This window comes from Dehalococcoidales bacterium (assembly GCA_035529395.1).
Classification (GTDB): Bacteria; Chloroflexota; Dehalococcoidia; order Dehalococcoidales; family Fen-1064; genus DUES01.
The window spans coordinates 29,938-51,672 of record DATKWT010000091.1 but is presented as its reverse complement, the minus strand read 5'-3'; the positions used below and the strand labels follow the sequence as shown (position 1 = coordinate 51,672).

Annotated in this window: 22 protein-coding genes and 1 pseudogene; 19 read left to right on the top strand and 4 right to left on the bottom strand. The window is 55.5% G+C overall.

Annotation, left to right across the window (positions count from 1 at the left end; genetic code table 11):
* Positions 1 to 3: 3 nt before the first annotated feature.
* The 19 genes from VMW13_06150 (at position 4) to VMW13_06060 (ending at position 18,508) form a co-directional block, all read left to right on the top strand.
* Positions 4 to 948: an acetyl-CoA decarbonylase/synthase complex subunit delta gene (locus tag VMW13_06150; GenBank protein ID HUV44394.1), complete on the top strand. Its 945-nt coding sequence runs from the start codon at positions 4 to 6 to the stop codon at positions 946 to 948.
* A 46-nt stretch (positions 949 to 994) separates the two neighbouring features.
* Positions 995 to 2,956 (top strand): anaerobic carbon-monoxide dehydrogenase catalytic subunit, encoded by a 1,962-nt coding sequence (cooS, locus tag VMW13_06145; GenBank protein HUV44393.1) that lies wholly within the window; start codon positions 995 to 997, stop codon positions 2,954 to 2,956.
* A 34-nt stretch (positions 2,957 to 2,990) separates the two neighbouring features.
* On the top strand, positions 2,991 to 5,198 hold the full coding sequence (acsB, locus tag VMW13_06140) for an acetyl-CoA decarbonylase/synthase complex subunit alpha/beta (GenBank protein ID HUV44392.1): 2,208 nt from the start codon (positions 2,991 to 2,993) through the stop codon (positions 5,196 to 5,198).
* Positions 5,199 to 5,214: 16 nt separating this feature from the next.
* Positions 5,215 to 6,561 (top strand): acetyl-CoA decarbonylase/synthase complex subunit gamma, encoded by a 1,347-nt coding sequence (gene acsC / locus VMW13_06135; GenBank protein HUV44391.1) that lies wholly within the window; start codon positions 5,215 to 5,217, stop codon positions 6,559 to 6,561.
* 9 nt (positions 6,562 to 6,570) lie between these two features.
* The gene (locus VMW13_06130; protein HUV44390.1) at positions 6,571 to 7,446 is read left to right on the top strand and encodes a dihydropteroate synthase; all 876 of its coding nucleotides are present in this window, start codon (positions 6,571 to 6,573) and stop codon (positions 7,444 to 7,446) included.
* A 137-nt stretch (positions 7,447 to 7,583) separates the two neighbouring features.
* Positions 7,584 to 8,219 (top strand): DUF3786 domain-containing protein, encoded by a 636-nt coding sequence (locus VMW13_06125; GenBank protein ID HUV44389.1) that lies wholly within the window; start codon positions 7,584 to 7,586, stop codon positions 8,217 to 8,219.
* A gap of 55 nt (positions 8,220 to 8,274) precedes the next feature.
* Positions 8,275 to 8,541, top strand: a complete 267-nt coding sequence (locus tag VMW13_06120; GenBank protein ID HUV44388.1) for a TIGR04076 family protein — start codon at positions 8,275 to 8,277, stop codon at positions 8,539 to 8,541.
* A 136-nt stretch (positions 8,542 to 8,677) separates the two neighbouring features.
* Complete coding sequence (locus VMW13_06115; protein ID HUV44387.1) at positions 8,678 to 9,358, top strand: cytochrome c biogenesis protein CcdA; 681 nt, start codon at positions 8,678 to 8,680, stop codon at positions 9,356 to 9,358.
* A gap of 94 nt (positions 9,359 to 9,452) precedes the next feature.
* On the top strand, positions 9,453 to 9,785 hold the full coding sequence (locus VMW13_06110; GenBank protein HUV44386.1) for a hypothetical protein: 333 nt from the start codon (positions 9,453 to 9,455) through the stop codon (positions 9,783 to 9,785).
* The gene (locus VMW13_06105; GenBank protein ID HUV44385.1) at positions 9,760 to 11,082 is read left to right on the top strand and encodes an acetyl-CoA C-acyltransferase; all 1,323 of its coding nucleotides are present in this window, start codon (positions 9,760 to 9,762) and stop codon (positions 11,080 to 11,082) included. Before VMW13_06110 ends, VMW13_06105 begins: the two co-directional genes overlap by 26 nt.
* A gap of 75 nt (positions 11,083 to 11,157) precedes the next feature.
* Positions 11,158 to 12,726 (top strand): acyl-CoA carboxylase subunit beta, encoded by a 1,569-nt coding sequence (locus VMW13_06100; protein ID HUV44384.1) that lies wholly within the window; start codon positions 11,158 to 11,160, stop codon positions 12,724 to 12,726.
* 33 nt (positions 12,727 to 12,759) lie between these two features.
* Entirely contained in the window at positions 12,760 to 13,788 is a 1,029-nt protein-coding gene (holA, locus tag VMW13_06095) for a DNA polymerase III subunit delta (GenBank protein HUV44383.1), read from the top strand.
* Positions 13,775 to 14,491, top strand: a complete 717-nt coding sequence (locus VMW13_06090) for a class I SAM-dependent methyltransferase (GenBank protein HUV44382.1) — start codon at positions 13,775 to 13,777, stop codon at positions 14,489 to 14,491. The genes holA and VMW13_06090 overlap by 14 nt, the downstream gene beginning before the upstream one ends.
* 63 nt (positions 14,492 to 14,554) lie before the next feature.
* On the top strand, positions 14,555 to 14,989 hold the full coding sequence (locus VMW13_06085) for a Fur family transcriptional regulator (protein ID HUV44381.1): 435 nt from the start codon (positions 14,555 to 14,557) through the stop codon (positions 14,987 to 14,989).
* A 3-nt stretch (positions 14,990 to 14,992) separates the two neighbouring features.
* Positions 14,993 to 15,148, top strand: coding sequence for a hypothetical protein (locus tag VMW13_06080; protein ID HUV44380.1), 156 nt, complete (start codon positions 14,993 to 14,995; stop codon positions 15,146 to 15,148).
* Positions 15,141 to 15,353: a 4Fe-4S binding protein gene (locus tag VMW13_06075; protein HUV44379.1), complete on the top strand. Its 213-nt coding sequence runs from the start codon at positions 15,141 to 15,143 to the stop codon at positions 15,351 to 15,353. Before VMW13_06080 ends, VMW13_06075 begins: the two co-directional genes overlap by 8 nt.
* A gap of 11 nt (positions 15,354 to 15,364) precedes the next feature.
* Positions 15,365 to 15,919, top strand: coding sequence for an NAD(P)H-dependent oxidoreductase subunit E (locus tag VMW13_06070; protein ID HUV44378.1), 555 nt, complete (start codon positions 15,365 to 15,367; stop codon positions 15,917 to 15,919).
* A complete protein-coding gene (locus VMW13_06065) occupies positions 15,916 to 17,832 on the top strand; it encodes an NADH-quinone oxidoreductase subunit NuoF (protein ID HUV44377.1) in 1,917 nt (638 codons plus the stop codon). The genes VMW13_06070 and VMW13_06065 overlap by 4 nt, the downstream gene beginning before the upstream one ends.
* A 4-nt stretch (positions 17,833 to 17,836) precedes the next feature.
* On the top strand, positions 17,837 to 18,508 hold the full coding sequence (locus VMW13_06060) for a 2Fe-2S iron-sulfur cluster-binding protein (GenBank protein HUV44376.1): 672 nt from the start codon (positions 17,837 to 17,839) through the stop codon (positions 18,506 to 18,508).
* Between the two features lie 93 nt (positions 18,509 to 18,601).
* Here VMW13_06060 and VMW13_06055 read toward each other — a convergent pair whose 3' ends face one another.
* The 4 genes and pseudogenes from VMW13_06055 to VMW13_06040 all read right to left on the bottom strand — a co-directional run bounded on the left by VMW13_06055 (position 18,602) and on the right by VMW13_06040 (position 21,473).
* Entirely contained in the window at positions 18,602 to 18,742 is a 141-nt protein-coding gene (locus tag VMW13_06055) for a DUF5679 domain-containing protein (GenBank protein HUV44375.1), read from the bottom strand.
* A gap of 239 nt (positions 18,743 to 18,981) precedes the next feature.
* Positions 18,982 to 19,539, bottom strand: a pseudogene (locus tag VMW13_06050) (DsbA family protein).
* Between the two features lie 69 nt (positions 19,540 to 19,608).
* A complete protein-coding gene (locus VMW13_06045) occupies positions 19,609 to 20,601 on the bottom strand; it encodes a radical SAM protein (GenBank protein ID HUV44374.1) in 993 nt (330 codons plus the stop codon).
* A gap of 572 nt (positions 20,602 to 21,173) precedes the next feature.
* Positions 21,174 to 21,473 carry a hypothetical protein gene (locus tag VMW13_06040; protein ID HUV44373.1) on the bottom strand — a complete coding sequence of 100 codons (300 nt, stop codon included), beginning with the start codon at positions 21,471 to 21,473 and terminating at the stop codon, positions 21,174 to 21,176.
* Positions 21,474 to 21,735 lie beyond the last annotated feature (262 nt).

Sequence of the window (21,735 nt, the reverse complement as noted above, 5' to 3'; positions counted from 1 at the left end):
GAGATGGCTTTTGATATTCCGAAAACATCCTACACCGGTAAGATAAAAGAAGTATCGCTCGGCAAGGGGGACAAGGCCGTAGTGGTCGGCGGCGAGACCGTCTACCCGTTCTACCTGTTCGAAGGTGAGATGCCACGCCAGCCAAGGATAGCTATGGAGGTGCTCGACTGTCCTCCACAGGAGTGGGCTGAGGCTGCGCTGGAACCCTTCGCCGGTGTGACCGACGACCCCGTTGCCTGGGCGAAGAAGTGCATCGATGACTACGGGGCAGAGATGATTGCCCTTTCGCTGGAAAGCACCGACCCCAACGGACTTGACCGCGGGGCTGAGGAAGCCGCCGCAGTGGTGAAGAAGGTGGCTGATGCCATTGATGTTCCTCTCCTCGTCTGGGGGACAGCCAATGTTGACAAGGATACCGAGGTACTCAGGGCAGTGGCCGAGGCCTGCCAGGACAAGAGCCTGATTATCGGGCCGGTACAGGAAGCGAACCACAAGCGTATTGGCGCCGCCGCCATAGCCTATAAACACACCGTGGTGGCCTCCACCCCGATAGACATTAACCTGGCCAAGCAGCTCAATATCCTGCTGGGTAACCTTGGCGTGCCTGATAAGCAGATTGTCATCGACCCCACCGTCAGCAGTATTGGTTACGGTATCGAATACGCCTATTCGGTGATGGAGAGAATGAGGATGGCCGGACTGACACAGCAGGACGACAAGCTCCAGTTCCCCATCGTCTGCAACCTGTCCAAAGAGGTCTGGAAGTCCAAGGAAGTCCACCTCCCGGATAACGAGATGAACATGGGAGACGCCAGGAAGCGCGGTATCCTGCTGGAAGCGATGTCCGCCATGACCCTGCTTCTGGCAGGTGGGGACCTGTTAGTAATGAGACACCCGGAAGCAATCAAGCTGGTCCGGGAAATGGTAGCTGAATTAACGGCTACATAAGTAGCTCACAGCCACCTGGAATATTGGAGAGGAGAGGAGTTGCACAATGTCAGAGGCAGAGAATAAAAGCATCGATCAGGCTACTATCGAGCTGATAAAGAAGGCAACCGCCGACGGAGTCAATACCGCTTTCGATAGAGCTGATGCCATGAAACCCTGTCCCATAGGTTCTGTCGGTAGTTGCTGCAAGAACTGTGCTATGGGACCCTGCCGGGTACCTTTGCCCAAAGGCAAAGAGGAAACACCCGAACAAAAACTGAAAAGAAGAGGCATATGCGGGGCTACCGCTGAGACCATCGCGGCCCGCAATTTCATCCGGATGATAGCCGGAGGAGCATCGGCCCACTCCGACCACGGCCGGGGAACAGCCGAGTTATTCCTGGCAACCGCCAGGGGAGAAGCCCCCGGATACGAGATAAAGGATGAGCAGAAACTGCTGCAGCTAGCTCTGGACTGGGGTATCGATATTGGCGACCGCAGCAATAGTGAAATAGCCGTTGATATCGGTGAAAAAGCCCTGGCCGAGTTCGGCCGGCAGGAGGGTGAGCTGATAACCCTGAGGAAAGCGCCACTGAAACGCCAGGAGCTATGGCGAAGCCAGGGCGTCGCCCCCCGGGGTATTGACAGGGAAATCGTCGAGATAATGCACCGGACCCACATCGGGGTTGACCAGGACTACAGGAACCTGCTCAAGCAGGGTGTCAGGGCAGCCATTGGCGATGGCTGGGGTGGCAGCATGATTGCTACCGAGCTCCAGGACATACTCTTTGGCACCCCGGCCCCTATTCTAGGCAAGGCAAACCTGGGCGTACTCAGAAAAGACGAGGTCAACATTATTATTCACGGCCACGAGCCACTGCTTTCCGAGATAATTGTAGCTGTTGCCCAGGAGCCGGAAATGGTGGAGTTGGCCAAATCGAAAGGTGCCAAGGGCATTAATCTGGCCGGTATGTGCTGTACTGCCAACGAGATACTGATGCGCCACGGAGTAGGCATAGCCGGCAACTTCCTGCAGCAGGAGCTGGCCATAGTAACCGGAGCCGTGGATGCTATGGTAGTGGATGTCCAGTGCATCTTCCAGTCCATAACCACGGTAGCGGAGTGCTACCATACCAAGATTATCACCACCTCACCCAAGGCCAAGATACCTGGAGCCATCCACATCGAGTTTGACGAGCATGATGCCCTGACATCGGCCCGGGAGATAGTCAAAACCGCTATTGAGAACTTCCCCAATCGCAAGGGGAATGTTGGCATTCCTGACAATGAGACTACTCAGATTGCCGGATTCAGCCACGAGACCATCAACTACCTGCTGGGCGGCATGTTCCGGGCCTCCTACCGGCCACTGAATGATAACATCATTAACGGCCGGATAAGGGGTCTCGCCGGCGTCGTTGGCTGCAATAACGCCCGCGTCAAGCACAATGAGGGTCACATTGCCATGGTGAAGGAACTGATAAAGAACGATGTGCTGGTGGTTACCACCGGCTGCAACGCTATTGCCTGCGCCGAGGCAGGACTCCTGGTGCCGGAAGCAGCTGCCGAGTTCGCCGGTGAGGGCCTGAGAGAGGTATGTGAGACGGTTGGTATCCCGCCTGTACTCCACATGGGTTCCTGCGTGGACAACAGCCGTATCCTGATAGCCGCCACCGCTATGGTCAAAGACGGCGGTTTAGGTGATGATATCAGTGACCTGCCGGTAGCCGGAGCAGCACCGGAGTGGATGAGCGAGAAGGCAATATCCATCGGACAGTACTTCGTCGCTTCGGGAGTGTATACCGTATTCGGCGTTAACTGGCCCACTCTGGGAAGCAAAGAAGTGACCGACTTCCTGTTCAAGGAAATGGAAGACATGTACGGTGGGATGTGGGGATTTGAAGAGGACCCAATCAAGGCAGCCCACCTGATGATTGACCACATCGACAAGAAACGTAAAGCCCTGGGCATTGATAAGGCCAGGGAACGCGTACTCTATGACATGGAGATGAGGCGCGAGCTGACCTAAATGCCTGTGTTGAGAGAGATAAGGGAGGTATAGAATGTCCAAGATAATTGCCTCGGCAGCTATCAGGGGTGCTCACAATATTGTCGGCAACGCCGAGAAGAAGTGGCAGGAGGCCATGGACAAGTGGAGCGCCAAAGAACCTGTGGGTTTCCCAAATACAGCCTACTTCTTACCCATAATCTACGGTATGCTTGGTGAAAAAGTAGAGAACCTGGGGGATATGGAGCCGATTCTGAAACGATGTCAGGCCATGCTGCCCCCAATGGTCAAAGAAGTACATCCGCTGCCCTACCTGGCTCCAGCCCTTGACGCAGGGATGTCAACGCTGTTTGCAGAAGAGATGGTAGAAGCTATCCGCTACCTGGAGAATCCCAATTTCTACGTTCAGGGTGAGGATGTCAACGATGACAACATCTGGCTTGGTGCCGCCGATGACGTTATCCTGAGAAAGCGCGGTGTTGAGTTCGTGGATGGCACGGCCCCGGGATTTGCTGCCATACTCGGTGCTGCTCCCACTACAGAAATCGCCGCAAACATTGCCCAGGAACTCCTGGAGAAGAACCTGTATGTCTTCATGGCCGGTGAATACAATGGCGTTAGTTTTTCCGAGCAACTCGTTGAGGCCGGAGTGCAAATTGGCTGGCCAACAAGGCTGGTCTCTTTCGGTCCCGACACGAGCGCTGCCGTATTCGCCATGGGTTTTGCCACCCGTGCTGCCATGTCCTTCGGTGGTATTGAACCCGGGGACTACCGCAAGATACTGATTTACAACAAAGATCGCGTCTTCGCTTTTGCACTGCCACTGGGCTACGTAACCGATGAGTGGTACGCCAATGCCGCTGGTGTCATCAACTGGGGCTTCCCCGTCATCGCGGATACCCCGATACCGGAAGTATTACCCACTGGTATCTGCACCTATGAGCACGTTGTCTCCAACATACCCCACAATGAAATCGTGGCCAAAGCAATTGAGGTACGGGGACTCAAGGTTACCGTCGCTGACGTACCGATTCCCGTAGCCTACGGCCCGGCCTTTGAAGGCGAACGCGTACGTGGCGAGGACATCTACCTGGAGTGCGGTGGTGGTCGTACTGCCATGGTAGAGTGGGTCACTTCCAAGAGAATGGACGAAGTCGAGGACGGTGCGGTTGAAATAATCGGTCCGAACATCACGGACATAGAGGCTGGCTCCAAACTGCCGCTGGCAATAGTAGTGGAGGTTGCCGGCAGAGAGTTCGAAGATGACTACGAGCCTATCCTGGAGCGCCAGGTCCACCACCTGATTAACTACGCCCAGGGTGCGATGCACATCGGACAGCGAGATATCGCCTGGATAAGGGTGGGCAAGGGTGCCGTGGAGAAGGGCTTCAAGCTGGAACACATCGGTGCGCTACTCCACGCCAAGCTCCACCAGGACTTCGGCCGGATATTCGATAAACTCCAGGTAAAGCTCTATACCGAAGAAGACAAGGTGAAGGAGATAGTAGAAAAGGCACGTACGGTCTATTCCGAGCGTGACGCCAGAATTGAAGGCATGACCGACGAGACCACCGAGACCTACTACTCCTGCACGCTGTGCCAGTCCTTCGCCCCCAGCCACGTCTGCGTGGTCAGCCCCGAGAGGACCGGACTCTGTGGTTCATATAACTGGATGGACTGCAAGGCATCCTTCGAGATAAACCCCACCGGCCCGAACCAACCCGTGGAGAAGGGTGAGACAATCGATGCCAAGCTCGGCCAGTGGAAGGGTGTCAATGACTTCGTCTTCCAGGCATCGCGTGGTAAGATTGACCACTACAACTTCTACAGCATTATCAACGACCCGATGACCACCTGCGGTTGCTGCGAGGCCATCGCGGCAGTCCTGCCGATGTGCAACGGCATCATGACCGTCAACCGCGAATACAGCGGTATGACCCCTTGTGGAATGAAATTCACCACGCTGGCCGGGACAATCGGCGGTGGCATCAGCAGCCCGGGATTTGTAGGCCACGGCAAGTACAATATCTGCCAGAGGAAATTCATCATTGGCGACGGTGGCCTGCTGCGTATAGTCTGGATGCCCAAGATGCTGAAGGAAGAGATAGCAGACAGGCTGAATGCCAGGGCTGAGGAGATGGGTGTACCCAACTTGATGGATATGATTGCCGATGAATCCGTGGGTGAGACCGAAGAGGAGATTCTACCCTTCCTCGAGGAGAAGGGACATCCCGCCCTCACCATGGACTCGATACTGGGCTAAGAAAGGAGTCACGACTATGGCACTTACCGGAATACAGATATTCAAACTGCTGCCAAAGACGAACTGCGGCGATTGTGGAGTGCCCACCTGCCTCGCCTTTGCCATGAACCTGGCATCGGGCAAGGCGGAGCTCTCTGCCTGTCCGCACGTCTCCGAAGAGGCAACGGAACAACTCGCTGAGGCCTCGGCACCTCCCATCAGGGCAGTTACCATCGGCACTGGTCCCGAGGCGGTGAAGGTCGGCGGCGAGACGGTTATGTTCCGCCACGAAAAACGCCTCGAGAACCCGACGGCAGTAGCCGTACTCGTCAGCGATGCTATGTCTGATGCGGATGTTGACGGCAGGCTTCAGAGATTCAAGGAACTCCAGTTTGAGAGAGTCGGCCTGCACCTCCGCCCCGAATTGGTGGCGATCAAGAGCGAATCAGGGGACGCCGCAAAGTTCGGAGCCCTGGTCAGCAAGGTGGCCCAGAACAGTGATGCTAACCTTATCCTTATGAGTGAAGACACAACTATTCTTGCTGCCGGTCTGAAGGAGTGCGCCGACCAGAAACCGCTGGTCTATGGTGCGACCAAAGATAACCTCGATGCCATGGCGGAGCTTGTCAAGGAGAACTCCTCCTCGATTGGTGTCAAGGCTGACGGACTCGAAGAGCTTTCCGAGCTCACCCAGAAGCTGATGGATGCCGGTGTTAATGATATTGTTATTGACTCCGGGGCCAGGACCGTTCGCCAGACCTTCGAGGACCAGGTTATCACCCGAAACGCGGCACTTGCCGGCAAGTTCCGTCCTCTGGGATTCCCCACGATTGCCTTCCCCTGTGAGATGACGGATAACCCGATGAAGGAAGGAATGATTTCCGCCATGCTCGTCGCTAAATACGGTGGAATCATCGTTCTCTCTGACCTCTATGGAGAGAGTCTGTTCCCGTTACTCGTCGAACGGCTGAACATCTTCACCGACCCTCAGCGGCCACTGGCAACGGAACAGGGCATCTACGATATCAACAATCCAAACGAGAACTCCCCGGTACTGGTTACCACCAACTTTGCATTAACCTACTTCATCGTCTCCGGCGAGATAGAAGGCAGCAAGGTACCCAGTCACCTCCTGATAATGGACACCGAAGGGCTTTCCGTAATGACCGCCTGGGCGGCAGGCAAGTTCGTGGCTGACCTTATCGGTCCGTTCGTTAAGAAGAGCGGCATCGAAGACAAGGTCAAGCACCGGAAGCTCATAATCCCCGGTTACGCCGCTGCGGAGAGTGGAGGCATTGAAGAGGAGCTACCCGGCTGGGAGATAATGGTTGGCCCCAGGGACGCAGCCCACATTCCAGCCTACCTGAAATCGTGGAAAGCTTAGGAGGGAGCAATGATTCTCATCGGAGAAAACATCAACATAATGTCTAAGACACTCGGCCCGGCTCTCAGGGAGAGAAATGCTGCTCCTATCCAGGAGATGGCCAGAGCCATGAAGGAAGCGGGAGTGGACTACCTCGATATCAACATCGGGCCTGGCCGTAGGGCTGGTGACGAGATGATGGAATGGGCAGTCAAGACAGTACAAGAGGTAGTTGACATGCCCCTGTCACTCGATTGTACCAATCCCGTGGCAATCGAGGCCGGCCTCAAAGTCCACAAGGGGCGTGCGCTAATAAACTCTATATCCCTGGCCAGGATGGAAGAGGAGCTGCCTCTGGCCACCAAGTATAATGCCGACTTCATCGGGCTGCTCTGGGGACGAGAGGGTATGCCGAGAGATGAGGACGAACGCAGCATGATTGCCATGGAGCTTATGATGGCAGCTGCCGAGTTGGGTATTACCAATGATACTATCTGGTTCGACCCTATCGTAACCCCGGCAAGCAACGTGGATACGAACCAGGTCAAGCCCTGCCTGGAGTTCATGAGTATGCTCCACGAGATTGCTCCTGGCGGCAAGTCAGCAGTGGGCCTGTCCAATGTCTCCAATGGTACACCAAACGAACTCCGCCCCTACCTCAACCGCACTTACCTGATGATGCTCATGAAATACAATATACATTCGGCGATAGTGGACGCATTCGACGCGGAGCTGATTAAGATAGCCCGTGGTGAAAGGTCGGAACGTGTCGCCATGATTCACCGCATAATGGATGGTGAAATGCCTGACCTCGCTTCCCTCGACTCTGAAGAGGCGAAGTACGCCAAGTCGGTGCGGGTGGTGACCGGACAGGTCCTTTACTCCCACTCCTGGCTGGACGTGTAGTACCGGCAACACTCCGATAGTATGGGTAATTCGTGGAGGCCGCAATCCCGGGATAACCGACCGGGGACGGCCTCCACAGGTTTACAGCGGGTGCCACCACTGCAGGGCTCCCAAAGAGAAGGAAGACAGTGCTGCCTGTGGACGAGAACCGGTCAGTATATAACCTGAATGTTGCTTTCGGGATTGTGCGTGACCGTCTGACCGCGGCAGACCTCGAAGAGCAGTCCCGCCTCAGCGACTCCCGGTACGAGAGTGCGGACTCCGCTATTACCGTCACTGTCGACTACCTGGGCAAACCTTATGTCATATCATTCCCGGACCTCACCGTCCTGCCGGAAGGGGATGCCGACGAGCTCCCGCTGCGAGAGAAAATCCTGGTGTTGCGCTATCTTGCCCAGGCCAGAGGCACCGCGGCAACAGGTAAGCTCATCACCTACCGTGACCTTCCCGGGGGTGTGGTCTACTTCCCTACCTTCTCCAAGAGGACCACTGACCAGCTCACCAGACGGTTCGGCAGAGAGCCGGACTTACTGGTGGAAGCCAGTAAAGTCGTGGGTGGTACAGAAATTGACCTGGGAGATACCGGCGTGGTCATCAACGGCTTTAATCGCGTCCCGATAGCGCTCGTTCTCTGGCATGGCGACGAGGAACTGGCACCACAGATGAACATGCTGTTTGATACTAACATTACAGACTACCTCGAATCCGAGGACGTAACCGTGCTCTGCGAAGTCCTCACCTGGAAACTGGTGCGGTATTCGCGGAAGTCGTAACCTGCGTGTCAAGGTTTGCCGGTAGCTCTTTTCGTTCGAACCAAGGAGGTATCCAATGGCAGAACTATTCAATGTGACAGGAAAAGTAATCAGCCAGAAGGGAACGTGTGAAGCCGGGATGTGTGTTGGCGACGAGTTCCCGGTGGGAGAACTCACCCCACCGAACGTATGTTCCTTCGCCTATAATGCCATCTTCCCTTTCGCGATGGCGTTACAGACCGGCGGTGCCTTTCCCTGGGAAAAAGACCCGGACAGGACTACGGTTGCCTGCCCCGATGCAGAGAACCCGGTGGTTATTGAACTGAGGCGTGTGCGGGACTAAATAACAGCACACGATGGCGTCCTGGCTGTTCGACCGGTAGCGCGAACTGCGAAGCATCGCCGCCAGCGTGGTCAGATTACACGTCTTTGACTATCTCAAGCGAAATCAGGTAGCATTAGTGCAGGTTACTTTGTAGATGGCGGACAACGTTTCACTTTTATTTGCTTTTGGCGCCGGGCTGTCCTCCTTTCTGTTGCCATGTGTCATACCTCTGGTCCCTGTGTATTTCGCCAGTCTCTATGGTCCGGAAATATTCGATGCCGGCACCAGAAAGCGTTTCCCGATATTCCTGCACTCCGTCTGCTTTGTCCTCGGCTTCACACTGATATTTAGCGGGGTGGGAGCCGGTGCCGGGCTGTTGGGAGTGGTGCTCAGCCCCAGTTCGTCACTGGTACGCTGGACTGCCGGTAGTCTGCTGATACTCTTCGGTATAATCATGCTGGCCGCGCTCAAGGTGCCCTGGCTGAACTTCGAAAAACGGCTGGCCCCTTCAAAGAGTATCGCCACCGGCTACCTGCGTTCCTTCCTGACCGGGGCAGTATTCAGCGTAGCATGGACACCATGTGTCGGACCGGTGCAGGGCACCGTTCTGACCGTCGCCTGGACTTCGCAGTCGGCCTGGGAAGGTGCATACCTGCTGGCCGTCTATTCCCTGGGCCTGGGGCTACCTTTCCTGGTGGTAGGAATCGCCTTTGATTTCGTCGCTCCACTGGTCAAGAAAATCAATCGCTATTCCAGGGTGATATACATGGTCAGTGGCAGCCTGCTGGTAATCATGGGAGTACTGGTGCTGGGCAACTGGCTGGTCTGGTATTAGGCCTGATACCAGGCCTAGCATTAGTCGCCTGTTGGAGTTACAATTATATATCACCAGATGGTGTACCAGTTATCCACCAAGAGGAGGCCAAGATATGAGTGACATTCTCGATGAAGCGCACGGCATTGCCCAGTGCAGGTCCTGTCCCTGGTATCGCTCCTGCGCGACGCCGATGAAGTTGACTGTAGAAGACATTCGCCGCCAACTCGAATCAACCACAGCCGGGATGGGTACCCAACCGTCAGAGGATATCGGTGGTATACAGAATCTCCTCGGCGGAATGGCAACCGCCGCCCAGAACTCGATACTTGAGGGCTGTCCGGTATTCATTCAACGCCTGCGCGCCAGCCCCGAACTTGCCCGACGCATTAAGGAGATGATGCAGAACTGGGCCCAGCAGGATGGGGAACAGCGAGACCAGGGATAACCCGGACTGGTTGAGTCAGGGTAGTAGGACGAATACGAAAGGAATAGTCCACATGGAAGAGATTGCCATCGTCAGTGCGGTACGAACACCAATCGGGCGGTACATGGGTGCCCTGAGAGATGTACCAGCCTATGACCTTGCTGCCCTGGTGCTCAACACCGCCATTGAGAAGGTTAGTATTACTCCCGCGGGCATCGACCAGGTCATTTTGGGACAGTGCTACCAGAACGGAGAGTACGTAAATATCGCCCGGATGTCCCTCCTGTGCGCCGGATGGCCGGTGGAGATTCCCGGCATAACGCTGGACCGGCGGTGTTGCTCCGGTTTGGATGCAATTTGCTTCGGCGGTATGCTCATCCAGACAGGACAGGCAGAAATCGTTGTTGCCGGTGGTGTCGAACATATGAGCAGTGCCGAGTTCTATATCCCCGGCTCGATAAAGTGGGGTGTCGGCGGAACGGGAGATATGCCCCGGGGACACGGTAGTCTCGCCACGTGGGGAATGCCCCTCTACGACCGTATACAGCGCGGCAGGGTAATGTCGCAACCAATAGACAGGTTCGGTGTGCTCCAGTCTATGATGGTCTGGGGAGATAAGGCCGCCGAGGAGGAAGCCATATCCCGCGAGGAATGTGACCTCTGGGCACTCAGGGCACACCAGAAAGCAATTGCCGCCATAGACTCGGGTATATTCGCCGAAGAGATTGCCCCGGTAGCGGTACCCCAGCCACGAGGAGAGCCAGTTATTGTCGATACTGACGAAACTCCCCGGCGTGATACCTCGGTGGAACGTCTGGCCAAACTCCGCTCCGTACTTGGCGGTGTTTCCACAGCGGGTAACTCGTCTTCGGAGAACGATGGTGCCGCCGCCGTGGTTCTGGTCTCAGGCAACCGGGCTAAGGAGTTGAATATAGAACCACTGGCCTACCTCAGGTCATTCGCTGTTGCCGGTACCGACCCGATACGTGCATGGCTGTCAGTACCCAAGGCAGTTGATAAAGCGCTGGAAAAGGCAGGTCTGGAAATAGGGCAGATAGAACTAATTGAGGTACAGGAGGCATTTGCCGGGCAGTTGCTGGCGGACCTCAAGGAAATGGGCCTGTCCGAAGCGGAGTGCGAGAGCAAGGTGAATGTTAACGGTTCCGGGATTAGCCTCGGGCACCCGGTTGGGGCTACGGGGGCTATAAGGTTGACCACGCTACTGCACGAGATGAAGCGACGTAATGTAAGATATGGTCTGGAGACAATTTGCGGAGGGGGCGGACTGGGTATCGCCGCCGTCTTCGAGAGGAAGTAAGACTCCTACTCCAGGAGCCGCCCGCGGCCCGTATATTATCGTATCACGAGTGACAATGGAGAAAGTGAGCACCTTATGACTGAAGACAAAAATCAGAAAGAAAAACAGCTAGCGGAGCTGGAACAGCGTCAGAGTAAGCTCAAGGAAATGGGAGGCGAAGACCGCGTTGCCGCTCAGGCGAAACGGGGCAAGCTCACCGCGCGGGAACGGATTGATATGCTTCTTGACAAGGGAACGTTCCGTGAGACCGGCATGTTCGCCAGGAGCCGTGGTGGTTCATACGGCGACGTACCCGCCGATGCTGTGGTAACCGGCTACGGTAAAGTCGACGGCCGCGGAGTGTACATCTATGCGCAGGACTTCACCAGCATGGGTGGCACGATGTCCGAGATGCAGGGACGCAAGATATGTGACCTGATGGACAGTGCCATGAAGACCGGCTACCCGGTGATAGCCCTCAACGATTCCGGTGGTGCTCGAATCCAGGACGGTGTCGATTCACTCTCTGCCTACGGTCAGCTTTTCCGCAGGAACACCATGGCCTCCGGCGTAGTTCCCCAGATATGCGCTATCCTCGGACCGACTGCTGGTGGCGGCGTCTATTCACCGGCACTGATGGACTTCATCTTCATGGTCAAAGGCATCAGCTATGCCTTTATTACCGGACCGAGGGTGGTCAAGGCGGCAATCGGTCAGGACATCGGTGAAGAGGAGCTCGGCGGTGCTATTGTCGCCCAGCAGAAATCCGGGGTTGTCTGCCGTTCGGAAGACAGTGAGGCCGACTGCTTCCAGAATATCAGGGAACTCCTCAGCTACCTCCCATCCAGTAACCGGGAACCGCCACCGTGGGTCGATTGGGGCGACAGTCCGGAACGTACCGACGATAAACTATTCGACATTGTTCCCGCCAATCTGCGGCGTCCCTACGACATGCACAAGCTGATTAAGAGTATCTTCGACCAGCGCCAGGACGGAAGGCCGAATTTCTTTGAGCTATTCCCCTTGTTCGCCACCAACATCATCACCTGCTTTTCCCGGCTCAATGGCTGCTCCGTGGGAATTATCGCCAACCAGCCGATGTCCAAGGCGGGAGCGCTCGATATCGACGCCTGCGACAAGGCGTCCCGCTTCATCCGTTTCTGCGACGCCTTCAACATCCCGGTTGTCAACCTGGTGGATGTGCCCGGATACATGCCCGGTACCGACCAGGAGTGGGGCGGCATCATCAGGCATGGGGCCAAGATGCTCTTTGCCTATTCTGAGGCCACCGTGCCCAAGCTGACCCTCACTATCCGAAAGGCATACGGCGGGTCCTACCTCGGGATGTGCGGTAAAGACCTCGGTACCGACGCTGTTTTCTGCTGGCCATCGACAGTGCTGGCTGTCATGGAGGCGGAAGGAGCCGCACCGATAATCTATCGCCGAGAGTTGCAAGCGGCCGAAAACCCCGACGAATTGCTCCAGACCAAGATACGGGAATACCGGGAGGAGTTCGCCAACCCCTACCGCGCCGCCGAGCACCTGCATATCGACGATGTTATTAACCCTGCCGAGACCCGTCCGACACTGATTGCTGCCCTGGAGATGGCTCTGGACAAAGTGGAAGAAGGACCCGCCAGGAAACACGGCATCATTCCCACCTAGACACTATTCCCGTACAAACCGGAAAGGTGAACCTTGCTGTATATACTCTCAGGACCGGATAGCTACTCCCGTACCCGGGCACTTGATAACATCAAGGGCGGTATCGGTGACCCGGAAACACTGGCAACGAATACCACCACACTCGAAGGCCAGCAGCTCACAGTCGACCAGTTGAGGCCGGTCTGTGAGGCAGCGCCGTTTCTGGCGGAAAAACGCCTGGTCGTCATCACGGGTCTGCTGCAACGTTTCGAGCCCAATCGAAGGCCCCGGCGCCAGGTCAGGGGTCGGCGCACGACCACCTCGTCAGAAGATTACAAGCTGCTGGGACAATACATCCCGACGATACCCGAAAGCACAATCGTGGTGCTTCTGGATGACGATATCAAGGCCAGTAATCCCCTGCTCAAAATACTCTCCGGCAAGGCACAGGCGCAGTCCTTTCCCCTACTGCGGCCAGCCGAACTGAGACCATGGGTGCAGGAACGTGTCAGGAAGAAAGACGGTAGCATATCTCCCCAGGCACTTAATCTGCTGGTGAGACTGGTGGGGAGCGACCTCTGGATTATGTCCAGTGAAGTTGAGAAGCTGCTCCTCTACAGCGCCGGGCGACGAATAGAGGAAGAGGACATCAACCTGGTGGTCGGCTACACCCAACAGGTCAACATTTTCGCCATGGTGGACGCTATCGTCGAGTTCCGCACGCAGACCGCGGAAAAGCTGCTCCAGCAGTTCCTTCAGCAGGGCTCCAGCCCATCCCATCTCCTGGCGATGCTTGCCCGCCAGATGCGACTCATTGTCAGAGCGAAGGATGTGGATAACCCGCGCATATCCGGCAGCGAGCTTCGCAACCGACTCGGTATCCCCAACGAGTACGCCGCACGCAAGACCCTGGAGCAAGCCAACCGATACTCCCTGCCGCGAATCAGGTACGTCTATCGCCAGTTACTGGAGACAGACCTGGCCATCAAGACGAGTAAATACGAACCCGAGCTGGCCCTCAGCATCCTCGTTACCGAACTGTGCCAGCAACGCCCGGTACAAACAGGCCATGCCTTACACTGAAGAGCCACCCCGACCGACAGAACACGGTAAGGGAACCGGGGTTCCCGGTATACCGGCATCCCCCTTCAATGAGTCCGTTGCGGACTATGACGCATGGTACGATGAAGCAGGCAGGCTCGTTTTTGAAACTGAATTACGGTCTTTACAGCAGGTACTGCCCTCACTTTCCGGGCCGTGGCTCGAAGTAGGTGTGGGGACGGGCAGATTCGCTCAAGCACTGGGGATAGGAACCGGGGTCGACATTGCAGTTAAAATGATTGAAGTCGCATCCCAACGGGACACAGCCGTGCTCCTGGCCCGCGGAGAGCAACTGCCGTTTGGTGACCGGTGTTTCGGTGCGGTGTTCCTGATAACCACCATGTGCTTTATAGAACAACCCTTGTCCGTCCTGCGCGAGGTGCACCGCGTTCTCGTACCCGGTGGAAAACTGGTACTGGCCGTAATGCCCGCTCACAGTGCCTGGACACAATTATACAAAGAGATGAAGCACCAGGGGCACCCACTTTATACCCATGCTATTTTTCGGAGCTATGATGAGTTGATAAACCTCATCGAGCGGGGTGACTTCTCCGTGCAGAATACTGTCTCAACCCTCTTTGAAGGGCCGGACGAAGTAACCCGTGCGGAATCGCCACAGACTGGTTTCCGCATCGGAGCCGGGTTCGTCGTCATCGTGGCCGGCAAACACCCAGGGCAGGACTGATACTGGGCCATACCGGAGGTCTATTGACACGCTAGCCGAGTCGCAGTACAATATCAGTTGAGAATGAGAAACATTCGCAATCTGGACAAGGCAATAGCAGGATACCCTCTCACCGCGCAGAGACGACTGCTCCTGGAGTTGATACGCAACGCCAGCGGGCATATTGACGCCAAGGAACTGTACCGTCGTGCCAGCAGCGCCGATACGTCTATCAGCCTGGCCACGGTGTACCGGAGCCTGCGCCTGTTCCAGGAGTTGGGCCTGGTTGATGAACAAAGACTGGGCTGGTCGAGCCACCACTATGAGATACGCAGTCATGCCGAACACCAGCATTTCGTTTGCCATGAATGTGGCAGAGTGATAGAGTTCCGGACCCCCCTTATCGGTAAGCTGGTCAGGAGCATACAGCAGGAGCAGGGATTCAACGTTACCAGGACCGAGTTCTATCTCGAAGGGCAGTGCCGGCAATGTTTTAAGGATAAGAGAGAGGATATCTGAACTGTGGTCCAGGACAGGATTAAGCAGCTTGAAGAGGAGATAGCCGACCTCAAGGCGAGGTGGCCGGCACACTCGGTGAAACCCTCTATGCTGCAACAACTGGAGGAACTGGAAGAAGCCCTGGAGAAAGCGAAGCAGGAGAAGGCCGCGAGTGCCTGAAAAGATGGCCCTGGTGGACTTCCCGAAGTGCCACCCGGAGTACTGCGAGGATGGAATCTGCCTCGCCGCCGAAGCGTGCCCCCGTAAGCTAATCAAACAGGAGCATTTTGGAGAGATACCGATGACCAATCCATCCCTCTGTCAGGCGTGTGGCGATTGCGTCCGTGCCTGTCCCATGCAGGCTATCCGGATAGTAACGATGTAAGCACCTTAGACATGACAGGAAAGATAGTAAAGAAAGCAACAAGCAGCGTGTCATACGACGGCACCACAGATGAACAGGCCTGGCACCGCCAGGAGACCCTGCGTGCCCTGAAGGGTTTCAGCCGTAAGAGACGTAACCTGATTCCCATTCTGCAGAAGGTCCAGGGAAGGCTCGGATACCTTCCTCTTGAGGCTATGAAAGAAATCGCCGGATTTCTCGGCATACCGGAGATAGACGTATACGGAGTGGTGACATTCTACAACCAGTTCCGCCTCAACCCGCCGGGAAAGCACGCTATCCGGGTGTGCCTCGGTACAGCCTGTCACATGAAGGGTGGCTACATCACGCTGGATGCCTGGAAACGGCGACTGGAGATAAACGAAGGCGAGACTACGACAGACCGCGAGTTTGACCTTGATACCGTGGCCTGCGTAGGCTGCTGCACCATGGCACCGGTGACCGTAGTTGACGATATTCCTGAAGCCAAAGTGGAGCCTACAAAAGTAGATGGGATACTGCTCAAGTTCAAGCTTGAGAGAGAATCCGAGGAACAGAAAGACCAGTGAAGGAAATCATATCATCCGCTATCGCCTCTTCTTTCCAGGAGATAAAGGCACGTGCCGAATCCCGCTGGACAGAGTTGTTTAACTCCGACAAACCCGTAATACTGGTCGGTACGGCTACCTGTGGTCGTGCTGCCGGTGCCCTGGAAATTCTCCATACACTCAGGGCAGAGTTGAAAAGACAGGGGCTGGACTGCCCCGTTATCGAGGTCGGCTGCATGGGCCACTGTTACGCCGAGCCACTGGTGGTGATTCACAAGCCAGGGTACCCGGCAATCTGCTACGGCTACGTCAACCCCGTTATTGCCGAGAGGCTGGTCAAAGAATTCATTGTGGGCGATAACGTCTGCCTGGAATTCGTTCTCGGCGCGATGGAAGAGAACGACTTCATTCCCAGTTTCGCCGATTTCCCCCGCGCCAGCTATGAGAAGAAGGTGGTCCTGAGGAACTGTGGACACATTGACCCCACCGATATTGACCACTATCTTGCCAACGGCGGCTACTCAGCACTGGACAAGGCACTCAAGATGTCTCCCGAGGATATCATCGACGAAGTGAAATTATCGGGGCTGAGGGGCAGGGGTGGGGGTGGTTTCGCCACTGGAATGAAATGGGAGATATGCCGTCAGGCACCGGGAAAGCCACGGTACGTAGTCTGTAACGCCGATGAGGGCGACCCGGGTGCTTTCATGGACCGGTCAATCCTTGAGAGCGACCCTCACTCCGTGATTGAAGGAATGGTCATCACCGCCCACGCTATCGGAGCGCAACACGGCTATATCTACGTCCGCGCCGAGTATCCGCTGGCGGTGGAGCGGGTGCGGATTGCCCTCCGCCAGGCTCGCAAAGCTGGCTTCCTCGGCAGGCACATTCTAGGGAGCGATTTTAACTTCGATATCCGCCTGTTTCAGGGTTCCGGTGCCTTTGTCTGCGGTGAGGAGACGGCGCTTATTGCCTCACTGGAAGGGAAAGCAGGAATACCCCACCACCGTCCGCCCTACCCGGCGACCAGCGGCCTCAACGGAAAGCCCACCATTATCAACAATGTCAAGACCCTGGCCGCGGTACCGCCCATTATTGAGAACGGGGCAGAATGGTTTACCGGCATCGGCACGGAGAAGAGCAAGGGTACCGCCGTCTTCGCCCTGGCCGGCAAGGTGGTCAACACCGGACTCGTGGAGGTCCCTATGGGCACCACACTGCGGCAGGTCATCTTCGACGCCGGCAGCGGCATCCCCGGCGGAAAGCAGTTCAAGGCAGTCCAGATTGGCGGGCCTTCCGGTGGCTGTCTGCCGGAATCGGCGCTGGACCTGCCTATCGACTTCGATTCGTTGACCGAAGCAGGTGCCATGATGGGCTCCGGGGGGATGGTAGTCCTCGATGAGGACGACTGCATGGTGGAAATTGCACGCTATTTCCTCGAATTCACCCAGCGTGAGTCCTGCGGCAAGTGCACCTTTTGCCGTCTCGGGACCAGGCAAATGCTGGCTATACTCGACGACATCACACGGGGACAGGGCAAGGAGGAAGATATTGACACATTGGTGATGCTGGCTGAGGCCATAAGAGCCGGCTCTCTCTGCGGTCTAGGGAAGACGGCACCCAATCCGGTGCTGACCACGCTACGTTATTTCGAGGACGAGTACCGGGCCCACATTAGAGAGGGGCGCTGCCCGGCGCTGATGTGTCGCGACCTTATAGCCTACTACATCCTGCCGGATAAGTGCGAGCGTTCCTGCGACGCCTGCGTGGGCACCTGTACCGTGGAAGCAATAACCCCCAACAAGAAGAGGATTAAGGTCATCGACCAGGACAAGTGCGTGAAATGTGATACCTGCCGGACCGCCTGCCCACCGCAGTACGATGCCATAGTGAAATTATCGCCGCCCAGCGAAGTACCTGCCGCGGCAAAGTAGACACATGAAGACAATATCTCTGACAATTGACGGCCGGAAGATAACCGCCAACGAGGGTGAAATCCTTCTCTGGGTTGCCCTCGATAACGGGTTCTATATCCCCAACCTGTGCGCCATGAGGGACAATCACGAGCCGATGGCTGCCTGTCGGTTGTGCTTTGTTGAGGTAGCGGACAGGGACAGACCGGTCACAGCGTGCACTGAGACGGTAACTGAAGGCATGACAGTCAATACCAGGGGAGATAACGCCCTCAGTCTGGCCCGGCAGGGCTTTGAGCTTCTCATGGCGTCTCACGCCCTGGACTGCGCTCACTGCCCCAGGAACGGTTCCTGCGAACTGCAGAAGATAGCCCGGCACCTCCATGTGAAACTGAAGTCAAAGCACCTCAGAAAGCTGGAACGCGACCTTCCCATCGACACAAGCCACCCGTTGTTCGTCTATGACGCCAACAAATGCGTGCTGTGCGGACGGTGTGTCCGGGTGTGCCGGGAGCACTCCGGTACCAGTGTACTCGGCTTTGCCCACCGGGGCTTCGATCGGCGGGTCACCACCTTTGCCGATGAACCGATGGACACTTCAGGATGCGACTACTGTGCCGAGTGCATAGTAGTCTGCCCGACCGGTGCTCTGGTACCCAGGGAAGAGCAACCACCGAAGGCCGGGGTAACGGTCTAATAAGCAGTTCTTCCGGTCAATATCAAGGGAGCGGATACCGTTATTTACAGTTACCCGCTCCCTAATATTTATCCTGAAACTCCCGGAGTAGCTCTAGCTCTTGCCTATTCGGAACATCTTGGTTCCGCAAGTGGGGCATACACCTTGAGTTGCTGGCTTGCCATTCTTCATGGTGATGGGCTTGGCGTCTTTCATTTCACGCTTGGCACGACATTTCACACAGTATGCTTCCATCAACCCGACCTCCTTTCCTTACTAGGTCTGCATGATAAACTATTTATCCCTTGTCTGTCAATACCTTCAGACGGCTTTTCTACCACAAATATCAGAATTTACGCTTAATTTGGGCACGATTCGTGCTGGCTTGCCCGATTGAGGAGGAGAACACTGCTTCGATAACAGTCTTTGAGAGCCTGAACTACTCCAGAACGCCCGGAACAGTGTACTTCTCCCGGGTGGAGCAGTCCGGAGACTCAGACTCGCTGCCTCGCCAGGCAGAGGTCTATCGCCCGACGGTACATCTCAATGGGGACCGCCCCAACGAGTGGAAACCGGCCGCCGATTATCGCCAGGGGAACCCCCCAACCCTCGTACTCACTCCGGCCTTCTTCGTATTCGGCCAGGACCTCGTTCTCTTGTGAGCCGCTACTGTAATCTGCCCGGAACCGCTCAACATCAAGTCCGACATCTGCGGCCAGGCTGGTCAGGACTTCCCCATCACTGATATCACGGCAGTCCCGGAAGAATGCTTTGAAGACAGCACCGTGGAAATGCCCAAACGCCTCTTTGCCCTGGAGTAAGGCGCACTTGCCCGCTATCTGGGCCGGCATGCTGGAGGAAGGATAGGGCAGATTCTCATCCCACTGCCGGAAGACCTCTTCTTCGTTGTTGGCGCGCTCACGGGCCTCGGTACTGTGTGGCGAAATCGGCCTCCCCGGTATATTCTCAATCAGCAGAGGGAAGCTCTTCAAGGTGATGTTGATACTATCACCGTACCGCTCTTTGACTCTCTGCAGCCGAACTGCCGCGACATAGCACCAGGGTCAGATGTAGTCTGAATAGACAGTTATCCCGACGGGTGCATTCATTACAATACAGCCTTAATTTAGCTCCAGGTTCAGGTTTCCCATGAACGGGTTTCGCCTGGGCTCCCCCTCCGCCTGCCAGTAGGCCAGCGCCCGGTCAATCTCCGCGAGTACCTTTTCCTTCTCCTCAGGGAGCTTACCATCAATCTCCCCCAGGTAGAAATTCCAGGCGAAATCGCTGGTAATCAACTCGGAGGTCACATCAAGGGCCTCCACAAACGTCCGTATCTCCTTCAGAACACCTTCGATAGACTGGACGTGGTATTCTTCGCGCCGGGCTTTCTCGTGTATCGGTGTCCCCGGAGCAGGATGAAAGGTGCGTAGCCTGATGAACCGGGGGTTGACCTCATTCAGCACCCGGGCCGAGTTCAGGGCATGCTGCTCCCAGCGCTCCCTACCTCCCAACCCCGGCATGACGTACTCCGAGACCTCAAAACCAGCCTCGACCGCCTTCTTGCCGGCCTGTATCTGCTCAGCAGCGGTGACGCCCTTCTGAATATAGGCCAGGAGGTCGTCATCACCGGTCTCCAGGCCAATATGAAGTCGGGAAAGCCCTGCATCTCGCAACCGCTTCAGCTCTTCGGGCTTCTTCCGGTAAACGGTCTTTGCCCGGGCGTAGGTACACACCTTTTCCAGCGTGGGAAACGTCCCGCAGAGAAACTCCAGTATCTCGGCAAGAGGCTCGGTCTTCATTATCATGCTGTCCGAGTCCTGGAGGAATGCGTTCCTGACACCGTCATCCTGGAGCCAGAGGATACCGTTGAGTTGGGCAACCTGGCCAACGGTATAACCACCGCGTTCCGACCACCGGTACGTGTCCTCTACCAGCCTCCGGACAGCCAGGATTCCCTCCTTAACCTCTTCGATGTGACGTATCCGGAACTTCTGATCCTTGAAGACAGAGCAAAACTCGCACCGGTTCCAGGGACAGTTCTCCGTGACCCTTACCAGCAGCGAGTACGCCTCCGATGGAGGCCTGATTGGACCGACCGTATACGGCATACTCATTTGTGGTTACCTGAAACTACCATGTTCCTCCGGTTCTGTATCCATAATACATCAAGGATTAACCTCAGACAATGACAAGCCTGCGACCAATGCCCCACTCACCTTCTCTCCACCAACATCATCAATATCTCTCGGTAATATTAAATCACTGCCTTAACCCATTTCTCAGCAGGAGGTTGCAAAGTTATCGCCTGAAAAACGTAAGGAAATAGCAAGGAAATCGTCGCTAACCAGGTGGGGGAAGTAATCTAGCTGTTCAGGATTCGGGATGTGGGGTTATGGTTACTATGGTAATGATAGCTACACGCTCACCATTTTTGTCTATCTCATCGGGATCATAATGCCAGAATATTCTATAAGCCCCTGGAGTTCTTTGTTGAATATAAGCCTCAAAAACCTTTTTCCCATAACGCGTTGTCAGTGACTCAAACTCATGGGTTTGTAGAGACTTAGCTCGAAGGTTTGTTTCTAGATATCCCAGTGTTTTTCTGACTTGCTTGAGGACACCTTTTAGCGAAGGGTCATTCTCTATTCTGTCAAGTTGCTCATCAGCAGTAGGGGTAAAACGTAGTTTACGGTGCATTTTTTATGTATTTTGCGAATGAACCCCGATTTATTACTTGTCCGTTAGCTGACTCAACCATACCCCTGTCAACCGTAGCTAGAGCACTCTTATCTTCAAATATCCATGCCTCAGATGCAGGTATAGTTACTTGTGGGTCTAAAACAATTTGCCCAAAGCTATTGGCATATATGTGGTAAATGATACCTTCTCTTACCAATCCTTGAGGTAAAATCACTCGCCTTTTAGCATCTGGCTTCACGTTCTTGGCTATCCCCGTGAAATCTGCATTCTTTATTATAGTCACCACATACCTACCCACCTGACTTACATACACATTCTATCACGGTGGGATTATTTGTCAAGTGGGTTTTTCCCACTACCTGTATTAATATTCAGAGCGAATGAGCATGAGGCGCTTCACGAGGTTGACCAATGCTTTCTCCAGGAAGATAGTGAACCTGGCACGTCGTAACCCATTCCCTTCCCGGTTGACGCAGACAAGCCCCACGGCCTATAATTAAGTCTGGTCACACAACTACTGCCGGATACCATGAGGCAGGTCCGCAGAC

Bases quoted from the DNA above. Each gene is read 5' to 3' on its own strand.
- VMW13_06150 (HUV44394.1), top strand. From the start codon at position 4: ATGGCTTTTGATATTCCGAAAACATCCTACACCGGTAAGATAAAAGAA.
- cooS (HUV44393.1), top strand. From the start codon at position 995: ATGTCAGAGGCAGAGAATAAAAGCATCGATCAGGCTACTATCGAGCTG.
- acsB (HUV44392.1), top strand. From the start codon at position 2,991: ATGTCCAAGATAATTGCCTCGGCAGCTATCAGGGGTGCTCACAATATT.
- acsC (HUV44391.1), top strand. From the start codon at position 5,215: ATGGCACTTACCGGAATACAGATATTCAAACTGCTGCCAAAGACGAAC.
- VMW13_06130 (HUV44390.1), top strand. From the start codon at position 6,571: ATGATTCTCATCGGAGAAAACATCAACATAATGTCTAAGACACTCGGC.
- VMW13_06120 (HUV44388.1), top strand. From the start codon at position 8,275: ATGGCAGAACTATTCAATGTGACAGGAAAAGTAATCAGCCAGAAGGGA.
- VMW13_06115 (HUV44387.1), top strand. From the start codon at position 8,678: ATGGCGGACAACGTTTCACTTTTATTTGCTTTTGGCGCCGGGCTGTCC.
- VMW13_06110 (HUV44386.1), top strand. From the start codon at position 9,453: ATGAGTGACATTCTCGATGAAGCGCACGGCATTGCCCAGTGCAGGTCC.
- VMW13_06105 (HUV44385.1), top strand. From the start codon at position 9,760: ATGGGGAACAGCGAGACCAGGGATAACCCGGACTGGTTGAGTCAGGGT.
- VMW13_06100 (HUV44384.1), top strand. From the start codon at position 11,158: ATGACTGAAGACAAAAATCAGAAAGAAAAACAGCTAGCGGAGCTGGAA.
- VMW13_06090 (HUV44382.1), top strand. From the start codon at position 13,775: ATGCCTTACACTGAAGAGCCACCCCGACCGACAGAACACGGTAAGGGA.
- VMW13_06085 (HUV44381.1), top strand. From the start codon at position 14,555: ATGAGAAACATTCGCAATCTGGACAAGGCAATAGCAGGATACCCTCTC.
- VMW13_06070 (HUV44378.1), top strand. From the start codon at position 15,365: ATGACAGGAAAGATAGTAAAGAAAGCAACAAGCAGCGTGTCATACGAC.
- VMW13_06060 (HUV44376.1), top strand. From the start codon at position 17,837: ATGAAGACAATATCTCTGACAATTGACGGCCGGAAGATAACCGCCAAC.
- VMW13_06055 (HUV44375.1), bottom strand. From the start codon at position 18,742: ATGGAAGCATACTGTGTGAAATGTCGTGCCAAGCGTGAAATGAAAGAC.
- VMW13_06045 (HUV44374.1), bottom strand. From the start codon at position 20,601: ATGAGTATGCCGTATACGGTCGGTCCAATCAGGCCTCCATCGGAGGCG.